Below are 22,783 nucleotides of genomic sequence, written 5' to 3'. Positions count from 1 at the left end.
AGTTTTTCCCCATCTATCCCCTTTCATACAACTCAATTGGTAATTGATCTGGATCTTGAAAGAATGTGAACTTTTTCCCCGTTATCGGATCGATGCGAATCGGTTCGACTTCAATGTGATGCGCTTGTAAATAAGCGATCGTTTCCTCAATACAATCTACTGCAAATGCTAGATGACGTAAGCCGCATGCTTCAGGATAGCTTTGTCTTTTTGGTGGATGTTCGAAAGAAAAAAGTTCTAGTTGTAAATCCCCGATTTGCAAATCTAACTTATATGATCGTTTATCAGCGCGATAATGTTCGTGAATGATTGGTAGTTGTAAAACACGTGTGTAAAAATGTTTGGATCGTTCATAATTTGAACAGATAATTGCTATGTGATGTAGTTGTGTGAACATTTGTCTTCTCCCCCTTGCACGGTAATGATTTGTATTTTACCACAATTTACGGTAAAAATTTGTGACAATGTTGGTCGGATTGTCCGTTATGATAACAGTGTAACGAATAAAGCGCTTACATAAGGGGGAGAGATGGATGAAATTTGTAGCGATTACGTCTTGTCCAAATGGAATTGCCCATACGTATATGGCAGCAGAGAAGCTAGCGAAAGCAGCTGAACGGATGGGGCATGAGATGAAGGTGGAAACTCAAGGATCTATTGGTGTGGAAAATGAGTTGACACGAGAAGATATTGAACAGGCCGATGGGGTGATTATTGCGGCGGATAAGCAAGTGGATAAAAGTCGTTTTCGAGGGAAACGGGTGCTGGAAGTGTCGGTTACGGATGGTATTCGTCGTCCGGAGGAGTTGATTGCGCGCTTTGAGCAAAATGAAGTGCCAGTATATGAAGGAGTAGAGAAGCTGAAGAGTGTAGCGGAAGCGAAAAAAGAGCGAAATGAGAAGCAAAACCCTATATATCGAAATTTGATGAATGGTGTTTCATATATGATTCCGTTTGTTGTGATCGGCGGATTGCTTATTGCACTCTCGCTTGCGATTGGCGGGGAGCCAACGGCAAAAGGGTTAGTCATTCCCGAAGGTTCGATTTGGAATCGTATTTTAGACGTCGGTGTAGCGAGTTTCACATTTATGGTACCAATTTTGTCAGGTTTTATTGCGGTTAGTATTGCTGACCGACCAGGTCTTGCGCCAGGGATGGTTGGCGGTTACATTGCGGCGAACGGTAGTTTTTATGGTAGTGATGCAGGAGCTGGATTTATTGGCGGTATTATTGCAGGATTTTTAGCAGGGTATATCGTAAAAGCTATTAAGCAAATTCGTGTTCCACAAATGATTCAGCCAATTATGCCAATTTTAGTGATTCCGATTATATCGTCTTTGTTGGTGGCGGCTTCATTCATTTTTGTTATTGGTCAACCGATTGCGGGAGTCATGGAAGGATTAACGTCGTGGTTAAACAGTATGCAAGGGGCAAGTAAAGTTGTTTTGGCGATGGTTTTAGGTGCGATGATTGCTTTTGATATGGGAGGACCAGTAAATAAAGTGGCGTTTTTATTCGGTTCAGCGATGATCGCAGAAGGACATGCGAACATTATGGGACCGATCGCGGTAGCTATCTGCATTCCACCTCTTGGCTTAGGTTTGGCAACGTTATTAGGGAAGGCGAAATATACAGACGAAGAACGTGAGGCAGGCAAAGCAGCGCTTGCGATGGGACTTGTGGGAATTACAGAAGGAGCAATTCCGTTTGCGGCTCGAGATCCGTTGCGGGTTATTCCGAGCATTATGATTGGTTCTATGGTCGGAGCGGTCATTGCGATGTTAAGTAATGTCGCTGATCATGTGCCGCACGGAGGGCCAATTGTTGCTGTGTTTCGTGCGGTAGATAATGTGCCGATGTTTTTCGTTTCAATTGTTATTGGGGTGATCGTGACAGCATTGCTTGTCAATGCGGTGAAAAAGCCAGTGGATGTAGAAAAGTGACAGAGGAAAGGGTGGAATCTTTTTCATGAGGATTCCTCCTTTTATTTATGAATTTTAAGTAACGGTGGTGACAGAGATGATTGCTCGGCATAAAAAAATGATAAAAGCGTTATTAGATGCGAATCATTATGTATCTGTCACTTCACTTGCGGACGATTTGCATTGTTCAGAGAAAACGGTTCGTAACGATTTAAAGGTGTTAGATCAATGGCTTGAGCGGTATCCGACATTAAAAATTGAGCGAAAGCCGAGTGTAGGGGTGCGGTTGAAGGGGGATGACGCAGCGAAAGAGGCGTTGCGTCGTGACCTTGTGCATGCCAGGGATGATGAAGAACGTCAACTTCAGTTGTTGAAAAGGTTGTTGATGGCGGACAAGCCCATTACGATGCAACAGTTGGCGGATCAGTTGTATACGAGCAAGTCTACCATTCAATATGATTTAGAGGACATTGATCATTGGCTACGTCCGTTTCATTTAAAGCTCGTTCGTAAGCCGAATTTAGGATTGAAAATCGAAGGGGAAGAGAAAAATTGGCGAGTGGCTTTATCGAAGCTAATAGAGTCATTAGTCGATCATGCTCACTATATGTTAAATGAACAACAGTTGAAGATGGTCGCTGATGTATTACAACCATATGAAGTGGCTTTCATTGAAAAGGAAGTTCAGGAGATTGAAACGGCGTTGCCGTTTCCGTTAACTGATGAAGCGATAATAAGTTTGACGATTCATATCGCCATTGCGGTAAAGCGCATGAAACAAGGTTACCGCATTCAAATGAATACGACTCAATTGAATGAATTGAAGCAAAAGAAAGAGTACAAGTTAGCAGAACAGCTAGCACGAAAAATTGAAATGTGGCTAGCCATTAAAATTCCTCCTACAGAAGTAGGGTACATTGCTTTGCATTTGTTAGGTGCACGAGTTCGTTATGATCGCGTACATTTAAACGAAGGGGTAGAGAAGTTTTTTAGTAAAGTCGATGAGGAAGCATTACGAGTAACGCGCTTGCTTGTAGAGCACGTTTCTAATCATATAGATAATCGATTAATTCATGACCAAGAACTATTATTAGGATTGACTATTCATCTCCATTCCACAATGAATCGTTTGCGCAACGGTTTGTCGATTACAAATCCGATGTTGCGCGAAATTAAACGAATGTATCCATATTTATTTGAAATGGTGCTTTCTTTTATAAAGCAAATGGAAATAGAGTTGCAGCTAACTATTCCAGAAGATGAGATTGCGTATATTGTTTTGCACATTCAGGCAGCGTTTGAACGCATACAACATAAGCAACATGGACGCAAGAAAGTGCTTATTGTTTGTACGACTGGCTCTGGAACATCGCGCTTTGTTGAAGCGAAATTTGCGACAGCTTTTCCTGAAGTTGATGTGGTTGGCATTGCTTCTATTTCTAAGTTGCATGAAGTGATTGAAGAAAAAAAGCCAGATCTTTTGATTAGTACAGTACCATTGTCGACTCATGCGATTGTACCAACCATTACAGTAAGTCCATTACTTCGTGAACATGAATTAGAAATGATTAAAGATCGGTTGTTTCATTGGCGAAAACAACAAGCGGAAAGAAAATTGTACAAAGCGATTAAATCATTATTGGATGAACAACTTATTTTTCTTGATCTTCCATTTACAAATCGCGAGCATGTCATTGGTTATTTAGCAGAACAACTGCATGCACATGGATACGTATATGAAGGTTATAAACAAAGTGCCAATGATCGAGAAAGCATATCTTCTACGTATATTGGTAACGAAATGGCCATTCCGCATGGAGAAGTACAGTTTATTCGTAAATCGGTCATTGCGGTTGGGAGATTGCATGCACCGGTTGATTGGGACGGAGATCGAGTGCGGCTCGTTTTTATGATTGCTAATGGAATGCAAGAAAAAGAGCGGATTCAAAAATTATTCCAAGAGTTAGTCGATTTATCAGAAGACGAAGAAACGATAAAACAATTGAAACAAGCGAGGACAGTAAATCAATTTTATCAATGTTTATAAAGGAGTCGAAAACGATGACAATTACACAATTGATGACAAAACAATTAGTAAAGTTACATTTAGAAGGAACAACAAAAGATGAAATTATGGAAGAAATGATTAGGCTAATTGATGAAGCAGGGGGATTAAATGATCGAGAAAAATATAAACAAGCGTTATATGATCGTGAAAGAGGAGGAAGTACCGGAATTGGTTTTGGGATTGCGATTCCTCATGGAAAAAGCGGTGCAGTTAAGCATCCTTGTTTAGCATTTGGCGTGAAGCAAGAGGGAGTAGATTGGGATAGCTTAGATGGCGAAAAAGTGAAGCTTATTTTTATGATTGCTGTGCCTGAACAATATGCAGGAAATGAGCACTTAAAAATTTTGCAGTTGTTAGCGAGGAAACTAATGGATGATTCGTTTAGAGAACAGCTATTAACTATACGAAAAGAGGAAGATGTTTTACAATTATTTGATACGTTTCAAGCTTAATGTGTGAGGAGGAATCGATGATGAACAACACGCCACTTTTTTTCGCACCAGTATTTCAAGAGCGTATTTGGGGTGGGAATCGCCTCAGAGAGCAGTTTGGTTATGACATCCCTTCGGAACGGACCGGAGAATGTTGGGCGATCTCTGCACACCCAAACGGACAGACGACAGTCATTAACGGACCGTTTCAAGGAAAGATGTTAGGTGAGTTATGGAACGATCATCCAGAACTATTTGGTCATTTTCCAGCGGACCGTTTTCCACTGTTAACGAAAATTTTAGATGCAAATGCCGATTTATCGGTGCAAGTGCATCCAAGTGATGAATATGCTCGTACATATGAACATGGGGAATTAGGAAAAACAGAGTGCTGGTACATTATTGATTGTAAAGAAGGAGCAGAGTTGATATATGGACATCACGCAAAAACAAAAGAAGAATTACGACAAATGATGGAAGAAGGTCAGTGGCACGAGCTGCTTCGAAAAATACCGATTCGTCCTGGAGATTTTTTTTATGTCCCGAGTGGCACGGTACATGCGCTTTGTGAAGGAACGCTTGTTCTTGAAACTCAACAAAGCTCAGACACAACGTATCGCATGTATGACTACGATCGTGTCGATGAGGAAGGGAATAAACGGGAATTACATTTGGATAAAGCGCTCGATGTTGTTACTGTTCCACATGTCGATGTATACTATGAACCACGTGTGATACAAACAACAGGAGCGAAAATTACAACATTTGTTCAAAACGAGTATTTTACTGTACAAAAATGGGATATTGAACACGAATGGGTTGTAGAACAAACGGATCGTTTTTTATTAGTCAGCGTCCTTGAAGGAAAGGGGGATCTTTGTACGGCACAAGAGACATATCCGTTAAAAAAAGGAGACCATTTTCTTATCCCTTACTCGTTTGATTGTTTTACTATACAAGGACAATTGCAATGTATCGTTTCTTCACCACCACGGGGAAAATAATGTTTTTTCAATTCATATGACAACGAAAGTCAGGTGAAAAGGAAAATGTATTTAGGAGCAATTGAAGCAGGGGGTACGAAATTTGTTTGTGCGGTTGGTGACGAAGAAGGGAACATTTATGAACGTGTTCAGTTTCCAACTACTGTACCAGAAGAAACAATGCAACGAGTCGTTGACTTTTTTCAAAGTTATCATTTAGAGGCGATTGGAATTGGAACGTTTGGTCCGGTCGATTTGAATAAAAAAAGCCCAACCTATGGCTACATTACAAATACACCAAAACCACATTGGTCTAATTTTAACTTTGTTGGCACGATTCAAAAATATTTTCACGTCCCTATCGGATTTGATACGGATGTAAATGTAGCAGCGTTAGGAGAATTATTTTGGGGAAGAGCAAAAGGAAAACATAGTTGTATTTATATGACGGTGGGTACAGGCATTGGTGTCGGGTCTATCGTCGAGGGACGTCCCGTTCATGGATTACTGCATCCGGAGATGGGGCATATTCTTGTTAGGCGCCATCCAGACGACACGTTTGCTGGTAGCTGTCCGTTTCACGGTGACTGTTTAGAGGGGCTAGCTTCTGGTCCTTCGATCGAAAAAAGATGGGGGAAACGAGGCGCTGACCTTTCTGAACAAAATGAAGTGTGGGAGCTAGAAGCTTTTTATTTAGGGCAAGCGATCGCGCAGTACATTTTAATTTTATCTCCTGAACAAGTGATTATTGGAGGCGGGGTAGCCAAACAATCAACATTGTTACCTCTTATTCACCACCATGTCTTAAATCATTTAAACGGATATGTACAACACGAGGTGATTTTAAAACATATTGATGATTACATCACACGACCTGGCTTAGGGGACAACGCAGGCATATGTGGAGCTTTAGCACTTGCGAAACAGGCGTTGAGGGGATAAATAACAATGCTATTCAAGAGATGTCCTATACAAAGGGCATCCTTTGTATTGGCGGTTAAGATGATGAAGTGTGCCCCATACCAATCATGAAAAGAAATTTGGTAGCTGCTATATAGCTATGACTACGAAGTTTAACTTCATTTTTCGATTGACGGAAGAGAGATTTTGTCTTGCTTCCGTCACACTTTTGTGTAACACGGTTGCCCCAAAAATAAGGATTGCCCATGTTGGAGATGCAACATATTTATGATCGATGCCTATCATCATCCTGTTCAAAAGGTGATTGAAACATGTGAAAAAGTATGGCTATCATCCCCCTCTTAAATACACCGATGCTAATCTGTTTTATCGCATTCTTACAAAAAATATTTGACGAGTTGATTTGGAGAGTGAAATGTTTGCTTGAAGAGATAGCGAAACATTCCTTGTTTTTTTTCAAGCCGTATGTTACGCTTCACATGAAAATATCCATGACCAAAGGAAGAGGCAAATGACATCGGAACGAAAAAGGACAAGACGTATATGGATCGGAGTCATTGTTGTATTTCTTGCGTTGGTAGGGGCGTATGCATTTTCTCTTTACTATAAACTACAACAAACGATCAGCGAAATACACGAACCTATTCAACGTGAACATTCAGATAAACGACCAGATGCGCTATCGCTTACAAAACAACAACCGATCTCGATTTTACTGATTGGGGTAGATGAGCGAAAAAATGATCGCGGTCGGGCAGATTCGTTAATTGTGATGACGGTCAATCCGAAAAAACAATCGATAGAAATGGTAAGCATTCCACGAGATACACGTACGATGATTGTCGGTAAAGGGAAAGAGGATAAAATTAACCACTCGTATGCTTTTGGAGGAGTGGAAATGACGCTTGCGACAGTTGAACAATTTTTAGACATTCCAATTGATTATTACATTAAAGTGAACATGGAAAGTTTTAAAGATATCGTAGATGCCGTTGGCGGTGTAACGGTAAATAATTCTTTTGCATTTGAATATGAAGGAGAGTCGTTTCCGAAAGGAGAAATTACGTTAGATGGGGAAAAGGCATTAAAATACGCCCGTATGCGCTATGAAGACCCGCGCGGTGATTTCGGTAGGCAAGATCGCCAAAAACAAGTCATTGAAGCTATTATTAAAAAGGGAGCTAGTTTCTCTTCGCTTACAAACTATGGTGACATACTTGAAGCGATAGGAAAAAATATAAAAACAAATTTGACATTTGACGACATGAAACAAATTCAAGCGAACTATAAAGAAGCACGACGTCATATTGAGCAGCTACACATACAAGGAAAAGATGAAAAAATAAATGGAATTTACTATTTGATTGTACCAGAGGAAGAACGTATAGCCATTTCGCAACGGTTGAAGGAGCATTTGGATATCGGTTTGTAGTATTTTCTGTCTCGACTTGATAAATAGCCTCATCTTTAGGAATTGGTGAAGTAGAGACAATAGTTATCAGAGGACTGCCATTCTTCAGCAGGCAGTCCTTCCCTCCAATCGAATCATCGCCACTCGCTTATTTTCCTCTCTGCGACATTTTTGCTTCTCGTTATTTAAGATTTTTATGGCTGATTGCCTGTACTGAGGGATTTTTCTGAATGGATGTAAAAGTAAAAAATTATTTCGATACATGCAGGAATCTAGACGATAGTAGTGAAAAGAATATATGTGTGAAAAAACAAATGGTTGAGCAGTTTTTTTATAATAAACATGCATCGTTTATGTTATCTAATTGTTGTGAGGAGTTTCGCCATCTTTTCAGTAGATAGGATATACGAAAATTAATCGATTGGGCATTATTTGTAAATAAAACATGTAGCATAGTAGGTGAATACATATGATTCGTTCAGTCGAAATTGAAAACTTCAAAAGTTTAAAGTATATCGCTTTAAACGATTTAGGAAGATTAAACTTATTTGGCGGTAAGAATAATGTAGGGAAAACGACTTTATTAGAGGCGCTATTTTTATTTTTTGATCGTATGAATCCAAATATGTTAATTCGACAGTACAATTGGCGCGGGGTGACAGGCATACCTGTTCGATCTGATACGATGTTCGCACCAATTTTTTATAATTTTGATTTAAAGGAAACGATTAAAATAAAGATTTTAAGAGAACATGGTGTGGAAGAGGTGATGTCCCTTTGTTTTCAAGATGCAAACCAACAAGTGTTTTCTATCCCGGTAAACAGAGAAGAGAGTTCTGGGAGTTCTAATGAAGCGATTCAAAGTATGGTGAAAATTGAATATAGGGATGGAAAGCGAGGAGAAAGAGATCTTTTTCATTTTTTCATTAACACGAGCGGCGGATTCGGCATGCAGATTGTACAGGCAAAATTTAAAGAAATACAAAACGCTTATTTTCTTGGTTCTAAAATTCCGTTCAATCCTGTGGAAACAGCTGTTCGATATGGTGAGCTAGATATCCGTGGTGAAGCAGAACAATTATTACCTTATTTACAAACGATAGAACCCCGTTTGAAAAAGCTTGTTTCTGTGGCATTGCCAAATGGTGAATCCATGTTATATGGAGATATCGGGTTGTCGAAAAAAGTGCCATTTGCCTATATGGGAGACGGCTTGTCTAGACTATTAACAATACTATTAGCCATCGCCTATACGAGAGAAGGGATCATTCTTATTGATGAAATTGAAAATGGGTTCCATTATTCGAAGATGCCGAAAATTTGGGAGATTTTAATGAAGGCAGCCACAGATTATGGGTGTCAAATTTTCGCAACTACTCATAGCTATGAATGCCTAAGTAGCGCGGTATCGGGAATATCGGAAGGAAACAGAGATTTCCGTTATATACGACTCGAGCGTGTTGGTGAGAAGATCACTCCGAAAACATTTACTTTTTCTGAACTTGAAATGGCTATTGAGCAAGGGTGGGAAGTGCGGTGACCTTGAAGCCGAAGGAGATTACAAGTGAGAAGCTCCTTTTAGTGGAAGGAAAGGATGAAGTCAATTTCTTTGAGGCCTTGCTAGACAAAGCAGGGATTGAAGGATTCGAAATGATTAACGTTGAAGGGAAAGGAAACTTTACCCAGCATTTGAAGATGCTTTGTTTGTTAACTGGATTTGAGAGAGTCAAAACGTTAATTATCATTCGCGATGCGGATAACAATCCCGATGCAGCGTTTGCGAGTGTAAAAAACGCACTGCATGCGATCCACTTGCATGCACCTAATCGACAAAACGAGCTGAAGGAACAGCTGGGGAGAAAAGTAGGTATTTTCATTATGCCTGGTAACTTTGAAAAAGGGATGTTGGAAGACTTGTGTATGTCTTCTGTTTCTGATGATCCTGTCATAGAGTGCATTGAGAAGTTTTTTGAATGCGTAAAAGGAAAGGGATGTATCCCTAAAAATTTAGCTAAGGCTAAAGCTCATGTATTTTTGGCCTCCCGACCGGAATTAGTAACAAGTATAGGAGTGGCGGCGAAGAAAGGATATTGGAATTTTACGCATCCTTCGTTACAGTCATTAATTCATTTTTTGCGAGAAGCTTAATTTTTGAAAAAAGAACGTAAAAGACCTGTCTATCATAGGAGCAGAACCAACGATCATCAAGGCTCCAGAACGCTATATTGATTTCAACATGTTTATATTTCATTATTGTGTTAAAAGAGTACAGCTTACCGTTTCTATTGGCAAGCTGTACTTTAAACATATTACGGCACATTCCAACTAGCGGTGTATGATCCGGTCGATGCGAACGGAACGGTGTACGTTCGATTTGAAATGCTTTCCCATATCACGTTCCCAGATTGATCCTTTTTAATAAACTTAAATTCAATTGCTTTTCCTTGTGGAAGTGCTATCGTTGCTTTCCACGTCGGATAGGAAGATGCGGTCATTTTAATCGCATTGGCAGTATTCCAATTGCCTAGCTCTGGAATGTTGCCGACAACATATACGTTTTGTCCACTAGTTGTTGTGGCATTATTAACTGTAAATGTGACGTTTGACGTTTTAGCCACCCAAATTGAGACGGAGCCTCCGTTTACTTTAAATTCTCCCCAACCATCTGCATTAATCGTTACTGTGTCACTTCGATTTCCGGTTAAATCATAAAACACTTTTCCGGCATGTTTTTTACCGACATACATCCATTTACTTCCGCCAGGGCCGTCGGTAATTAAAGCCGCCAGTCCAGAGTTTGGTTTTGTATCAATGCCTTCACGTGTCCATCCGATAATATCTTGATGATCAATATAATCACGTTGCGTTCCATATGCGTAGTCTCGACGAGCAATTAAAAGCGGGTCGATTTTACTTTTTAATCCTGGAATATTGTATTTTGGGATTCCGTAATAGTCACCGTAAAATACGCAAGGGTATCCCTCTTGTCTCGTTAAAATAAAGGCATAAGCAAGTGGTTTAAACCAAGGTTCGACCCATGATTGTAAAGATTGACCAGGTTGCGTATCATGGTTATCGACAAGTGTAACAGCGAGTGAAGGTTGATCTTTCATTAATGTGTTGTTTAATACATAACGCATGTCAAAATATCCACTTGATTTGGAAGCGGTATAAAAGTTGTTATGCAAAGGTGCATCAAATAATGACATCGATCCATTTGTTTTTGTAATGTAATTATGCAGCTTATTGACGTCATAGCTCCAAAATTCCCCAACGGCAAATAAATTTTTTCCTGTTTGATTACGTACATATGTTAGCCAGTCAGGGAAAAAGCTGTATTTAATATGTTTTACGGCATCTAAGCGGAATCCATCGATATTTGTAGTATTGACGTACCACGTTCCCCAGTTTTTTAATTCTGTCACAACCTCAGGGTGATCCATATCTAAATCAGCAAACATTAAATAATCGTAGTTTCCGTTCTCTGTATCGACTTCCCAATCCCATGCTTTTCCTGTGCCGCGGAATTTGTAAATACGATTTAATTTCCGGCTTTCATCCCAATCTGTACCGTCAAAATGATACCAGCGCCATTTAAAGCTGGAGTATGTGTTCCCTCGACCAGGAAAGTCAAATTTCGTCCACGCTTGAATTTGATATGTGCCTGACACTTCTTGATTTCGATTAGAGGCGTTTACTTCAACCGCATCGACAAACTCTGTACCGTCAGCTCCCGCCTTATGATTAAATACAACATCTGCATATACTTGCATCCCTGCAGCTTTAGCAGCTTGGATGGCTTGAATATATTGTGTTTTTGTTCCGTATTTTGTTCGGATCGTTCCTTTTTGATTAAATTCCCCAAGATCATATAAGTCGTACACGCCATATCCAACATCGCTTTGGCTCGTTCCTTTATAGGCCGGAGGAAGCCATAGTGCTGTAATACCTAGTGAAGATAGATTGGTAGCTTCATTTTTTACTTTTGTCCAAAGCGTTCCGTCATTCGGTAAATCCCATTCGAAATATTGCATCATTGTTCCGTTAACAGGTGCAGTATTGGCTTGTGCTGTTGAAAAAGGCGTAAGTAAAGAAATAATTAGTGTTGCAATGAGAAGGTAATACGCCCAAACTTTTTTCCGATTCGCCACCGTCAAACACCCTTTCTTTTATAAAAAATGACAACACTCATGCAAACGTTTGCATTCTTGTGTAAACGCGTTTGAGGTTATTATAATGACGAATGTTAACGCTTACAACTACATTTTTTATTTTCATATGTTTAAACAACGAAGAATGCTTCATGATCATTTTATATGGAGAAATGTATAAAGGGCTGCTTTCTTGCCAAGCAGCCCTTTATGCATTTATTTTAATTTGATCGTCGCCAATCGACTATTTACTTCCTCTATGTCAAAGTGTTCTGGATTAAAATCATCTCCGTACCATTCATCATACCACTCGAGAAACTCTTCCTGTTCTTGTTTTCGTGTATCGTTTTGCATGATGTCGATGACATCTTGGTATCCCCAAACGCCGCCAACATCTTCTGGGGGGCACGCTCGTTTTCCTTTGATGCAAATAGGATGTGTCAACGGTTCCATTCTTTTTTCAATCTTTTCTAATGTAATGACGTGATCCCAATTGTCTCCAAAGTCATACGTATATAACACTTTGTCCTTTTCTTCGCTTAAATATGCTTTAATCCGTATTTTTCGAGAATCGAGCATATCTTTCCAAGGGTGTGAAAAATCGTCTAGTGGATGTGGTACATCGATGATCGCATCGCCTGTTTCGAATTGATATAAGTGATAGTTTTTCCAACCCATTGCCTCTTGAATGACGAGATGAAGCTCATCAAATGTAATGTTGCTTGGAACAAGTACACGTCGCCAAATGGGTGGTCGAATGCCTCGTAACGTAATTTTTAATTGATAAACAGTTTCATTTTTTCGCAAGGTGTTTCCTCCTTTCTTTACTATAATGATAGACAAATTTCTATGTTTTTATAAGAGGGATATTTCCTTTTCTTTCAATAGCTGTATCGTGCAAAAATGCTCACATTTGTGTAAACTGAAAGAAAAAAGCACGGAGGTTGTTATGAACATTGTCGTCGTCGGAACAGGATATGTCGGTTTAGTGACAGGTGTGGCGCTTGCACATATCGGTCATCGGGTCGTATGTGTGGATGTCGATGAAGAGAAAGTAGAGCGGATGAGACGAGGCATCTCGCCGATTTATGAGCCGGGCATTGAGCCGTTAATGAAAGAAAATATGGAAGCGAATCGTTTGTTTTTTACGACAGATGGTGCGCGTGCGTATCGAGAGGCGGATGTCATTTATATTGCGGTCGGCACGCCTGAAAATGAAGATGGTTCTGCGAATTTGACGTATTTGAAACAAGCAGTCCAAGACATTGCTTCATCGGTGACGAAAGATGTGATTGTCGTGACGAAAAGTACGGTGCCGGTCGGAACGAATCACGAAATAAAGCGTATGTTTGAACAGCTGGCTCCACATGTGCGCATCGACGTCGTATCCAATCCTGAATTTTTGCGTGAAGGATCGGCGATTTATGATACGTTCCACGGTGACCGCATTGTCATCGGTGCGGATGATGAGCGAGCGGCGGCTGTTGTGGCGGATATTCATCGACCGTTTGGCATTCCGATTTTTCAAACCGACATTCGCAGCGCAGAAATGATTAAATATGCGTCAAACGCCTTTTTAGCGACGAAAATTAGTTTTATTAATGAAATTGCGAACATATGTGAAAAAGTAGGCGCAGACATTGAACAAGTAGCAGCGGGGATGGGGATGGATGAACGCATCGGTGCCTCGTTTTTACGTGCAGGCATCGGTTACGGGGGCTCTTGTTTTCCGAAAGATACGAAAGCGTTAGCGAAAATTGCGGCCAATATTGATCACGATTTCGAATTGTTGAAGGCGGTTATTGAAGTAAACAATAAACAACAACGCAAATTAATTGAAAAAGCGAAAAAAAGATTTGGACATTTAAGAGGAAAAAAAATCGCCCTTCTCGGTTTATCGTTTAAGCCAAATACGGATGATATGCGCGAAGCCGCATCGCTTGTTGTTGCACGTGAGCTTGTGGCGGAACAGGCAATCGTTGTTGCTTACGATCCGATTGCGATGAACAAAGCAAAATCAGTTTTACCGAAGGAAGTCGTCTATGCAAGCAGTGTGGAGGAGGCGCTAAAAGATGCCGATGCGGCGATGATTTTAACCGAATGGGATGAGTTTCGCCAGCTTGACTTATCTGTATATGTCAAGCAAATGAAAACGCCCATCGTTTTTGATGGGCGCAATTGTTACGCCCTTGACGATATGAAAAAATATGACATCGAATATGATTCGATCGGGCGAAAGCCGATAAAATGAGGAAAAGTGATGCTCGATTTTTCCATATATGTTAATATGGTAGTATATTCGACTGAAAGGAGTTTCTGTATGATTTTAGTCGTTGGTGGAGCGGGATATATCGGTAGCCATGTCGTAAAACAATTAGTTGAAACGAAACCGGTCGTTGTGCTCGATAATTTATCGACAGGGCATCGGTATGCAGTCGATAAACGAGCGGTGTTTGTGCATGGCGATTTAGGCGATCGGGCGACGCTTGTGCGCATGTTTGAAAAATATCCGATCGATGCGGTGATGCATTTTGCGGCGAATAGTTTAGTTGGCGAGTCGGTTGTTGAGCCGATGAAATATTATAAAAATAACGTCGCTGCGACGTTAACGTTGTTAGAAACGATGATGGAATACGGCGTAAAGCGATTTATTTTTTCATCGACAGCGGCTGTATACGGCATTCCAAACGTTGATCTTATTACGGAAGATTGCCCGACAAACCCAATTAATCCGTACGGTCGCTCGAAATTAATGATCGAGCATATGCTTTCAGACTTTGCCTCGGCGTACGATTTACGTTACGTCGTGTTGCGCTATTTTAATGCGGCCGGTGCGCATGAAAGCGGGGACATTGGGGAAGATCATCATCCGGAAACGCATTTAATTCCGCTTATTTTGCAACATTTGCTCGGATTGCGTGATAAAATTTCGGTGTTTGGCACGGATTACGATACGCCAGATGGCACATGTATTCGCGATTACATTCATGTGACCGATTTAGCGGAGGCGCACATTCTCGCGCTGCACGCCCTTCTTTCGGACGAGAAAAAGACAGCGACATACAATCTTGGCAATGGGCTCGGCTATTCGGTTAAAGAAGTGATCGATATGTGCGAGCGCGTCACAGGGAAAAAAGCAACGATTGAATATACGGCGCGCCGTCCGGGAGACCCTGCGCGACTTGTTGCGTCATCGGAAAAAATTGCGCATGAGCTCGGTTGGCAAGCGACCCGTTCGTTAGAAGACATTATCGCAAGCGCATGGCGTTGGCATGCATCGAAAAGAGGTTGAATACAGCCTCTTTTTTCGTTTGTTTCCAAATTTGACAACGAATTTAACCCTTCGTTACTCTATTATTAGAACAAACATGGGGGGACAAAGTGATGAACATTAGTCATTTTTCGATTCGGCGACCGGTATTGACGTTTGTTTCGATGATCATCGTCATTCTTTTAGGAGCGGTATCGTTATTCAATATTCCGATGAAACTCATCCCCGATATTCAGCCTCCTGTTGGCGTTGTTGTGGCGACATATCCAGGAGCGGGGCCAACAGAAGTGCTTGAAAAAGTGACGAAACCGTTAGAAAGCAGCTTAGCGACGCTACCGGGATTAAAATCGATGACATCGACATCGCAAGAAGGATCGACGCTTATTTTACTCCAATTCTCATGGGCGACCGTCATTGATGACATGCAAAATGACGTCATGCAGCGAATCGACCAAACCCCGTTGCCAGATGATGTACAAAAACCGAGATTTTTAAAGTTTGACCCGTCGCAGTTTCCTGTTATTCAACTGACATTAACGAGTAAAAAAGGAACAGACGAGTTACAAACGTTAGCGGAACAGTTAAAAGCGGAGCTGGCCAAAGCGGAAGGTGTAGCGAGCGTGAACGTATCGGGAACGTTGACAAAACGAGTGCGCGTGCTCGTGGATCAAAATAAACTGCGCACGTATCGGCTTTCCCAACAAGACATCGCGAATTTCATTTCAGCGAATAACGTATCGTTGCCGGGGGAAACCGTTGTCATTGATGAGCGACAACTATCGACGCGCATTTTAAGTACTGTGCAATCAGTCGATGAATTAAAAAAACTCGTGATTACGATTAATCCATTGACAAATGAACGCATTCGCCTCCAAGATGTAGCGAAAGTTGAACTCGTTTCAGACGAACAACAAACGATTACACGAACGAATGAACAGCCGTCTGTCTTAATGAGTGTACTGCAAAAAGCAGATGCCAATACAGCAGAAGTGTCAAAAGCGTTTCAAAAACAGTTAGACAAGTTATTGAAAAAAGAGCAGTTTCAAAACGTCCGTGCGAATATATTATTTGACCAAGGGGAGTTTATTGAACGAACGATTCGCAATATCGCACAGTCGCTCGTGTTAGGTGGAGCGTTTGCGATGGCGGTGCTGTTTATCTTTTTACGGAACATCAAAAGTCCAATCATTATTGGTATCGCCATTCCGTATTCTGTTATTGTGACGTTTGTGTTAATGTATTTTTCTGATTTTACGTTAAACATTATGACGCTCGGTGGACTAGCGCTCGGGATTGGGATGCTTGTCGACAACTCCATTGTCGTTATTGAAAATATTTCCCGCCATTTAGCGATGGGGAAAGAGCCGAAAGAAGCGGCAAAAGATGGGGTAAGCGAAGTTGGAAGTGCTATTGTTGCTTCCACGTTAACAAGCGTTGCCGTGTTCATTCCTGTGTTATTTATTACTGGATTAATCGGTGATTTATTTACCGAATTTGCGATGACGATCGCATTTAGTTTACTTGCTTCATTATTTGTGGCGTTAACGGTCGTACCGATGCTTGCGAGCCGTTGGTTGCGTCCGCGCAGACGTTATCGTGAAGAGACGCGGTTATCCTCTGCCCCGATGCGCGCGCTTGAACGAAGTTTACGTTGGTCATTGCGCCATCGTTTTGTTGTGTTGTTGGTGGCCGTTAGTTTGTTCGGCGTTGGCGTTGTCGGGCTGACACATGTCGGGATGCAGTTTTTGCCGAATACAGACGAAGGATTTTTCTCCATTCGTGTGCAAACAGATGACGGTTATTCTCTCGAAGCGACAGAGCGTGTCGTCAAGGCGATTGAACATGAATTAAAACGAGTCGATGATATTGAAACATACGTGAGCCTCATCGGTTCGACGCAAGAACAGTCGTTTCGCGGAACGACGCAAAGCAACGTAGCTGAAATATATGTGAAAATGAAGCCGAAAGATAAGCGCAATCGCTCGGTGTTTGTCGTCGTTGATGAATTAAAATCCCCTGTGCAACAAGCGGCGAAAAAAGTGAACAAAACGGCGGAAGTGTCGTTTAACTTGCAAGCATCGACCGGAAGTGCGCCAAATACGTTAACCTTTAGTGTAAAAGATACGGATGAACAACGGCTCAAACAAGTCGTTCCTCAAATTGAAAAACGATTAAAGTCGTTAAAAGAAGTGAAAGAAGTGACAACAGATTTGTCGGAAACAGTTGATGAAATTCAAGTCAAAATCGATCGGGAAAAAGCGTTGCAACATGGGCTTACGCCTGCACAAGTAGCAATGGTAGCACAACAAATGACGCGCGGAATGACAGCGACACGCATCATTGACACAAACGCCAACGTATATGATGTCACGGTAGAATACGATCGAAACGTGAAAAATTCCGTTAACGATTTAAAACAATTGCTCGTGAAAAAACCGGACGGATCGTTCGTGAAACTTGGCGACATCGCATCTGTTTCAATTGGAAAAAGTCGCGTCCAAATTCAACGGGTGAATGAACAAAGCGCCGTTCAGTTTACGGTGAAATATAAAAATTCCGTTACGCTTGGCGATATATCGGTGCTTGTTGATCGCGAAATCGAAAAGCTCGATCTCCCGTCAGAAACGGATATCGTCTTTAGTGGCGATCGGGAGTTGCTTGAGTCGTCCATTGATGATTTAGCATTAGCCTTTGCGTTAGCGGTGACGTTCGTCTATCTTGTCATGGCAGCGCAATTTGAATCGTTTAAACATCCGTTTATTATTATGTTTACAATTCCACTTATGATCATCGGTATTGCAGGTGGATTATGGCTAACACAAACGCCGATGAGCGTCATGGTCATTATCGGTGGCATCGTTCTTGCGGGGATTGTCGTCAACAATGCGATCGTTCTTGTCGATTATATGAATCAATTGCGTGTCCGCGGAGAGCGAGATATGATTGTCACTGCGGTTAAACTTCGTCTTCGTCCGATTTTAATGACGGCGTTGACGACGATTTTAGGTTTATTGCCGCTCGCCTTTGGCGTTGGGGATGGGGCAGAGCTCAATCAACCGATGGCAATTACTGTGATCGGTGGATTAATTAGTAGCACCTTTTTAACGTTGTTCGTTATTCCGATTGTGTATAGCTTTACGTTATCGAGAAAGTTTTATATCCAAAAATAAACAGCCGACATTAGCGGCTGTTTATTTTTCGTTGTTCTAGCTTTTTCATCATTTGCTCAAGTAGTTTTTCCCATAATGTTTGTTGTTTCGTTCCTTTTTTCTTCGCCATGTGTCACCTCATGAAAGGGTAAATAGTTCGCGCAATTGTTCGTTCGACAGTTCGGTAATCCACGTTTCGCTTTGAATGAGCTGCTCATTGAGCGCTTGTTTTTTCTCAAGCATATCATCAATTTTTTCTTCAATTGTGCCAGTTGTAATGAGTTTATGCACGTGGACGAATTTTGTTTGCCCGATACGATACGCTCGGTCTGTCGCTTGGTTTTCAACGGCCGGGTTCCACCAACGGTCGAAATGAATGACATGGTTGGCGGCTGTTAAATTGAGCCCTGTTCCCCCTGCTTTGAGCGATAAAATGAATATATGAAACTGACCATTTTGAAATTGTTCAATCATGTCATCACGCGTTTGTTTCGGTGTGCTTCCGTTTAAAAAGACGACGTTTTCTTTCAAATGTGTAGAAAGAAGATGTTGCATCATTTCACCCATTTGGATGTATTGTGTAAAAATTAAACAGCTTTCTCCATTTTCACGAATTTGTTCGACAAGTTCAAGCAACTTTTCGACTTTATGCGATCGTTCAACCATTTGTTTTGGCTGTTTTTCTTTTAAATAAAGGGCAGGATGGTTGCATAGTTGTTTTAAACTATTTAACATTTGTAAAATGATGCCACGACGCGCAAATCCGTCCACTTGTTCAAGCTTTTCAAGTGACTGTTGTACAATTTGTTCATATAATGATGCTTGCTCGACGGTAAGCGGGCAATATTCTTTTTGTTCGAGTTTATCCGGTAAATCCAGCGCAATGCGTTCATCTGTTTTCGTTCGGCGCAGTAAAAATGGGCGAATCAATTTTTGTAGTTTTTCGGTTGCTTGTGCGTCTCCGTTTTTCTCAATTGGCGTTCCAAAACGGCGTTGAAACTCTGTTTGCGAACCTAAATAGCCTGGGTTTAAAAAGTGAAAAATGCTCCAAAGTTCATTTAGTCGGTTTTCAATTGGTGTGCCGGTGAGCGCGATTTTATGACGTCCTTTTAGTTTACGAATGGCGCGCGCTTGTTTCGTTTGGGCATTTTTAATGTTTTGCGCTTCATCTAAACAAATGACATCCCAAGCGATGTTTGAAAGGTCGTCGAAATCTAAATGCGCTAAGCTGTATGATGTAATGACGACATCGGCTTCGTTTACAGCGGCAAAAAACGCTTCTCCTTTTGCTCGCGCTTGTCCGTGATGAACGTAAACACGTAGCGACGGAACGAACTGTTGACATTCTTTTTGCCAGTTGCCGATGACGCTCGTTGGACAAATGAGCAGGGCAGGTCCGTTTCGTTTCTCATTTTCTTTCACATATGCGAAATACGCAAGCATTTGTACCGTTTTTCCAAGCCCCATATCGTCTGCTAGACAGCCGCCAAAGCCGAGTTGGCGTAAAAAGATGAGCCAATCGACGCCTCGTTGCTGATATGGGCGCAACGTGCCTTGAAACGTTGTTGGAACAGTGACCGTTTGGATACGGTCGATGTTTTTCATTTTTTTCACAAGCGACGTAAATGAACGGTTTAGTTCAATGTCAATTTGTTCGTCGTCTTCATGTGGTTCGTTTGTTTTCTCGGTAAGTGTTTGCATGAGTACGTCGCGAATCGATAAACCTTCTTGTTTGGCTTGTTTCATTAGTTTTTGTACGTGTTGAATCACAGCTGGATCGAGTTGCACCCATTGATCGCGAATGCGGACAAGACGACGTTTTTGTTCAACAAGCTCCGCAAATTGCTGTTCTGTTAGTTCGACTCCGTTTGTAGCGATGCGCCAATCGAAATCGACGAGCGCATCTAGTCCAAATACAGATGTTGCGGATGATTTCACACGTGCTTTCACCCGAAGGCGTGTTTGTTTCACAACTTCCCACCATTCTGGAACAATAACGCGCACACCCGCTTCAGTTAGTTCTATTGTCGCTTCCACTAAAAAGCGCCATGCGTCGTCCTCGTTTAATTGTGTGCGCAACGCGCCGTTTTCGCTCAGCCATGGGACGATCGTTTGCCATCGTTGTTGTGCTCGTTCGATATGGCTAACGTATGCCTCCCAAGCTTTTGGCATATGCGGATAAACGGTGATGTCGTTTGTTGTTGTGTCGATGAGAACCGTTTCAAGCGACCATGCTCCACCATCCTCCTCTGGTTCATTTAAGCGAATGGCGACGATAAACGGTGGACGGTTTTTATCCCAACCGATTTCCGTTAACCAATCGTGCTCGTCCATAACTGAAGTAACGTCGCTTGCAACAATGGGATACGTTTCAGCGATTTGCTGCCACGTTTGTTTAAGTTCTACGTCTGATTGAATCCAGTCGTTGATCGCCTCAGAACGCCAGACGGAAATAAACGGATGCTTATCTTCTGTCGTTCCTTTCCATCCGAACCGTCCTTGCTTCCATGCGTCAAAATCAGGCATGAATTGTTTTTGTTCAATGTCCGCTATGATTTGTTTTGCCCATGCTTGAAATTGTTTACTTTGTTCGTCCCATATCGTGTCGATGAATGCGTTTGTCGATGGATAAGCAAAAAACGTAAGCGCCTCCCAAGGCGAAAGAAGAACGCCAATATGGTTTCCGATCGTATCGACTGTCGCAAATGTCCCGTAAAACGTTTCTTCATGCCAACAAAAGACGAGCTCTTTCCACTCATCTGGGTCCGCATCATCACTATAAATAAAAAACTGTTTTTGTTCATCGAGCCAACGGCTTTTTAGTTCGAGTTGCATCATATGAATTTCCCTTTCCGTAATAAATCTTGAAAGGCACGTAATCGTTTCGTTTGTTCAGCTAGTTTTGCAATATATGCTTCCCAGTGAGGCATTTGTTTTAATGCGCGGTAATGGGCGCGCAGTTTTCGTAAATGTTTCATTGCTTGTTCGTATGCGCTGCGATTTTTTTGTTCGATGTAGTGCATAATTGTTTGGTGATACAAAGGAAGAACGAGCGAACGATCTGCTTGTTCGACTGCTTTTAAATGGAACGGATGAATCATATCGACGTTTGCTTTTTCGAGCATATATAATTCAATGAGCTCTTTCCATTTTTGTTCATCAAATAAGTAATCGATGTACGTATAAAAACTGTACGGAAGCAGCCTTTGAAGAAGCTGTTCGTACCGTTCAGTTTGTTCGTTTTTTGTAGCGATACGATATTGGACATAGGCAGATAATACATGTTGAACAAACCACTCACGGTCGGTGATATGAAGCGAATATAAGTATGTTTCCACATTTTGTTCGAGCCGATGAAACCAATCAGCTCCACGTTGAATTTGTTTTTTGGCAAATGACATATGCATAAAACGGACGATATGTTCCGTTGCTAAGTATGGAAACGGTTCAATGAGCTGATACGCACGATGATCGTTTTCAAGCAAAAACGATACATAAGAAGCTGCGCCGATAAACGGTATTTTTTCTTCTACGGTTTGTTTCTTATTTAACTGTTCAATCGCCCATGTACATTCCTCTTGGCGATATGTTTTGTCGGTCAATACGGTTGTCCACATCATTTCATATACATCTAATATGTGGCTAAAGTACGTTAATTTGCCTGATAATACGTTTCTTACGTATGGAATGGTAGCGTATAAAAGTTGTTCATGCATTGTTGTACGCGGCTTTTTTGCTAAATTTGTGAGCGCTTGTTGTACGGTTGAAGAAAATTGTTCCACATGCCGCTCTTGCATCATTGCGGAGTAGCCCCATGGTTGTTGCGGAATATGAACAAGTTTAATAAATGTAAATAAAGCGGCATGGACATAATATAAATGATCTAAAAACGGCGCTTTTGACTTCGGTCGCTCGAAAGTTGGGAAGAATGATTGAATAAGCCTACGCATATGTTCTTCTTCTGTTACATTGTATAGCGGGATGCGACGATATTTTTCTTCAAACGATTGCCACCATGTGTCAATGATATTTTCGTTGTTTGACGTGTTGCTCCTATCTTTCTCGTTTGGCTTCTGTTGATGAACGGTTTGTTGTTTCACTTGTATGTCTTTTTGTTTTTCATTTTGTTTTTTCACTGGCTCTTTCCATGTTCTAATCAAATTCCCGACTGCATCAATTTGATTGTACGCATATAAAAATAACGCAACATTGTGCGGACATAGACCGACGGCTGTGCAAGTGCATGATGATCCTGCCGCCTGCTTTAACCGAAAAGATGGCTCATATGTATGTCCCTTATCTGTTACTTTCCCTTTTAGCACATTGTCCTCAATTGTCACGTTATACACATGCCCAGTACGGTACAATTGCCATGCTCGTTTAATGATGTCGCTATGTTTTTTGTACGGTAGCAGCTTCATCAAGCGTTCAGCCGCTTTTGTCATCACTTCGGACGATAGCATCGTCTGCAACATA

The 22,783-nt window shown here is 41.4% G+C and carries 16 protein-coding genes; 11 read left to right on the top strand and 5 right to left on the bottom strand.

What is annotated here, in order from left to right; translation table 11 throughout:
• Positions 1-13: 13 nt before the first annotated feature.
• Positions 14-397, bottom strand: coding sequence for an SMU1112c/YaeR family gloxylase I-like metalloprotein (gloA2, locus tag HNQ84_RS08800; protein WP_055440742.1), 384 nt, complete (start codon positions 395-397; stop codon positions 14-16).
• A 136-nt stretch (positions 398-533) separates the two neighbouring features.
• Between gloA2 and HNQ84_RS08795 the strand changes: the two genes are divergently transcribed.
• The 8 genes from HNQ84_RS08795 (at position 534) to HNQ84_RS08760 (ending at position 9,884) form a co-directional block, all read left to right on the top strand.
• Complete coding sequence (locus tag HNQ84_RS08795) at positions 534-1,943, top strand: PTS fructose transporter subunit IIC (protein WP_435621865.1); 1,410 nt, start codon at positions 534-536, stop codon at positions 1,941-1,943.
• 76 nt (positions 1,944-2,019) lie between these two features.
• Positions 2,020-3,969: a BglG family transcription antiterminator gene (locus tag HNQ84_RS08790; protein WP_183247493.1), complete on the top strand. Its 1,950-nt coding sequence runs from the start codon at positions 2,020-2,022 to the stop codon at positions 3,967-3,969.
• A 14-nt stretch (positions 3,970-3,983) separates the two neighbouring features.
• Positions 3,984-4,442 (top strand): PTS sugar transporter subunit IIA, encoded by a 459-nt coding sequence (locus HNQ84_RS08785; protein WP_435621864.1) that lies wholly within the window; start codon positions 3,984-3,986, stop codon positions 4,440-4,442.
• Between the two features lie 20 nt (positions 4,443-4,462).
• On the top strand, positions 4,463-5,425 hold the full coding sequence (gene manA / locus HNQ84_RS08780) for a mannose-6-phosphate isomerase, class I (protein WP_435621863.1): 963 nt from the start codon (positions 4,463-4,465) through the stop codon (positions 5,423-5,425).
• Between the two features lie 45 nt (positions 5,426-5,470).
• Complete coding sequence (locus tag HNQ84_RS08775) at positions 5,471-6,346, top strand: ROK family protein (RefSeq protein WP_435621862.1); 876 nt, start codon at positions 5,471-5,473, stop codon at positions 6,344-6,346.
• A 490-nt stretch (positions 6,347-6,836) separates the two neighbouring features.
• Positions 6,837-7,757: a polyisoprenyl-teichoic acid--peptidoglycan teichoic acid transferase TagU gene (gene tagU, locus HNQ84_RS08770; RefSeq protein ID WP_435621861.1), complete on the top strand. Its 921-nt coding sequence runs from the start codon at positions 6,837-6,839 to the stop codon at positions 7,755-7,757.
• Between the two features lie 448 nt (positions 7,758-8,205).
• Entirely contained in the window at positions 8,206-9,276 is a 1,071-nt protein-coding gene (locus HNQ84_RS08765; RefSeq protein ID WP_237811405.1) for an AAA family ATPase, read from the top strand.
• On the top strand, positions 9,273-9,884 hold the full coding sequence (locus tag HNQ84_RS08760) for a DUF3226 domain-containing protein (protein ID WP_435621860.1): 612 nt from the start codon (positions 9,273-9,275) through the stop codon (positions 9,882-9,884). Before HNQ84_RS08765 ends, HNQ84_RS08760 begins: the two co-directional genes overlap by 4 nt.
• 161 nt (positions 9,885-10,045) lie before the next feature.
• On the opposite strand, the gene amyS is transcribed toward HNQ84_RS08760, so the two are convergent.
• Together amyS and HNQ84_RS08750 are read right to left on the bottom strand one after the other, a co-directional pair.
• A complete protein-coding gene (amyS, locus tag HNQ84_RS08755; protein ID WP_435621883.1) occupies positions 10,046-11,836 on the bottom strand; it encodes an alpha-amylase in 1,791 nt (596 codons plus the stop codon).
• A 267-nt stretch (positions 11,837-12,103) separates the two neighbouring features.
• Positions 12,104-12,694 (bottom strand): plasmid pRiA4b ORF-3 family protein, encoded by a 591-nt coding sequence (locus tag HNQ84_RS08750; RefSeq protein WP_435621859.1) that lies wholly within the window; start codon positions 12,692-12,694, stop codon positions 12,104-12,106.
• Positions 12,695-12,836: 142 nt separating this feature from the next.
• Between HNQ84_RS08750 and HNQ84_RS08745 the strand changes: the two genes are divergently transcribed.
• The 3 genes from HNQ84_RS08745 (at position 12,837) to HNQ84_RS08735 (ending at position 18,328) form a co-directional block, all read left to right on the top strand.
• Positions 12,837-14,138, top strand: a complete 1,302-nt coding sequence (locus tag HNQ84_RS08745) for a UDP-glucose dehydrogenase family protein (protein ID WP_435621858.1) — start codon at positions 12,837-12,839, stop codon at positions 14,136-14,138.
• 69 nt (positions 14,139-14,207) lie between these two features.
• Positions 14,208-15,179, top strand: a complete 972-nt coding sequence (galE, locus tag HNQ84_RS08740; protein WP_435621857.1) for a UDP-glucose 4-epimerase GalE — start codon at positions 14,208-14,210, stop codon at positions 15,177-15,179.
• Between the two features lie 92 nt (positions 15,180-15,271).
• The gene (locus HNQ84_RS08735; RefSeq protein ID WP_435621856.1) at positions 15,272-18,328 is read left to right on the top strand and encodes an efflux RND transporter permease subunit; all 3,057 of its coding nucleotides are present in this window, start codon (positions 15,272-15,274) and stop codon (positions 18,326-18,328) included.
• 117 nt (positions 18,329-18,445) lie between these two features.
• On the opposite strand, the gene HNQ84_RS08730 is transcribed toward HNQ84_RS08735, so the two are convergent.
• Both HNQ84_RS08730 and HNQ84_RS08725 read right to left on the bottom strand, forming a co-directional pair.
• Positions 18,446-21,142, bottom strand: a complete 2,697-nt coding sequence (locus tag HNQ84_RS08730) for a DEAD/DEAH box helicase (protein WP_435621882.1) — start codon at positions 21,140-21,142, stop codon at positions 18,446-18,448.
• Entirely contained in the window at positions 21,142-22,782 is a 1,641-nt protein-coding gene (locus tag HNQ84_RS08725; protein ID WP_435621855.1) for an SWIM zinc finger family protein, read from the bottom strand. Before HNQ84_RS08725 ends, HNQ84_RS08730 begins: the two co-directional genes overlap by 1 nt.
• Position 22,783 lies beyond the last annotated feature (1 nt).

It is taken from the genome of Anoxybacillus eryuanensis (assembly GCF_051200995.1).
Classification (GTDB): Bacteria; Bacillota; Bacilli; order Bacillales; family Anoxybacillaceae; genus Anoxybacillus; species Anoxybacillus tengchongensis.
Note: the sequence above shows the minus strand (reverse complement) of the source record. Positions and strands in the feature narration are given on the sequence as shown.

Excerpts from the sequence above, each read along its gene's own strand:
- tagU (WP_435621861.1), top strand. The coding sequence starts at position 6,837 with ATGACATCGGAACGAAAAAGGACAAGACGTATATGGATCGGAGTCATT.
- HNQ84_RS08725 (WP_435621855.1), bottom strand. The coding sequence starts at position 22,782 with ATGTTGCAGACGATGCTATCGTCCGAAGTGATGACAAAAGCGGCTGAA.
- HNQ84_RS08795 (WP_435621865.1), top strand. The coding sequence starts at position 534 with ATGAAATTTGTAGCGATTACGTCTTGTCCAAATGGAATTGCCCATACG.
- HNQ84_RS08785 (WP_435621864.1), top strand. The coding sequence starts at position 3,984 with ATGACAATTACACAATTGATGACAAAACAATTAGTAAAGTTACATTTA.
- HNQ84_RS08765 (WP_237811405.1), top strand. The coding sequence starts at position 8,206 with ATGATTCGTTCAGTCGAAATTGAAAACTTCAAAAGTTTAAAGTATATC.
- HNQ84_RS08775 (WP_435621862.1), top strand. The coding sequence starts at position 5,471 with ATGTATTTAGGAGCAATTGAAGCAGGGGGTACGAAATTTGTTTGTGCG.
- gloA2 (WP_055440742.1), bottom strand. The coding sequence starts at position 397 with ATGTTCACACAACTACATCACATAGCAATTATCTGTTCAAATTATGAA.
- HNQ84_RS08730 (WP_435621882.1), bottom strand. The coding sequence starts at position 21,142 with ATGCAACTCGAACTAAAAAGCCGTTGGCTCGATGAACAAAAACAGTTT.
- HNQ84_RS08790 (WP_183247493.1), top strand. The coding sequence starts at position 2,020 with ATGATTGCTCGGCATAAAAAAATGATAAAAGCGTTATTAGATGCGAAT.
- galE (WP_435621857.1), top strand. The coding sequence starts at position 14,208 with ATGATTTTAGTCGTTGGTGGAGCGGGATATATCGGTAGCCATGTCGTA.
- HNQ84_RS08745 (WP_435621858.1), top strand. The coding sequence starts at position 12,837 with ATGAACATTGTCGTCGTCGGAACAGGATATGTCGGTTTAGTGACAGGT.
- manA (WP_435621863.1), top strand. The coding sequence starts at position 4,463 with ATGAACAACACGCCACTTTTTTTCGCACCAGTATTTCAAGAGCGTATT.
- HNQ84_RS08735 (WP_435621856.1), top strand. The coding sequence starts at position 15,272 with ATGAACATTAGTCATTTTTCGATTCGGCGACCGGTATTGACGTTTGTT.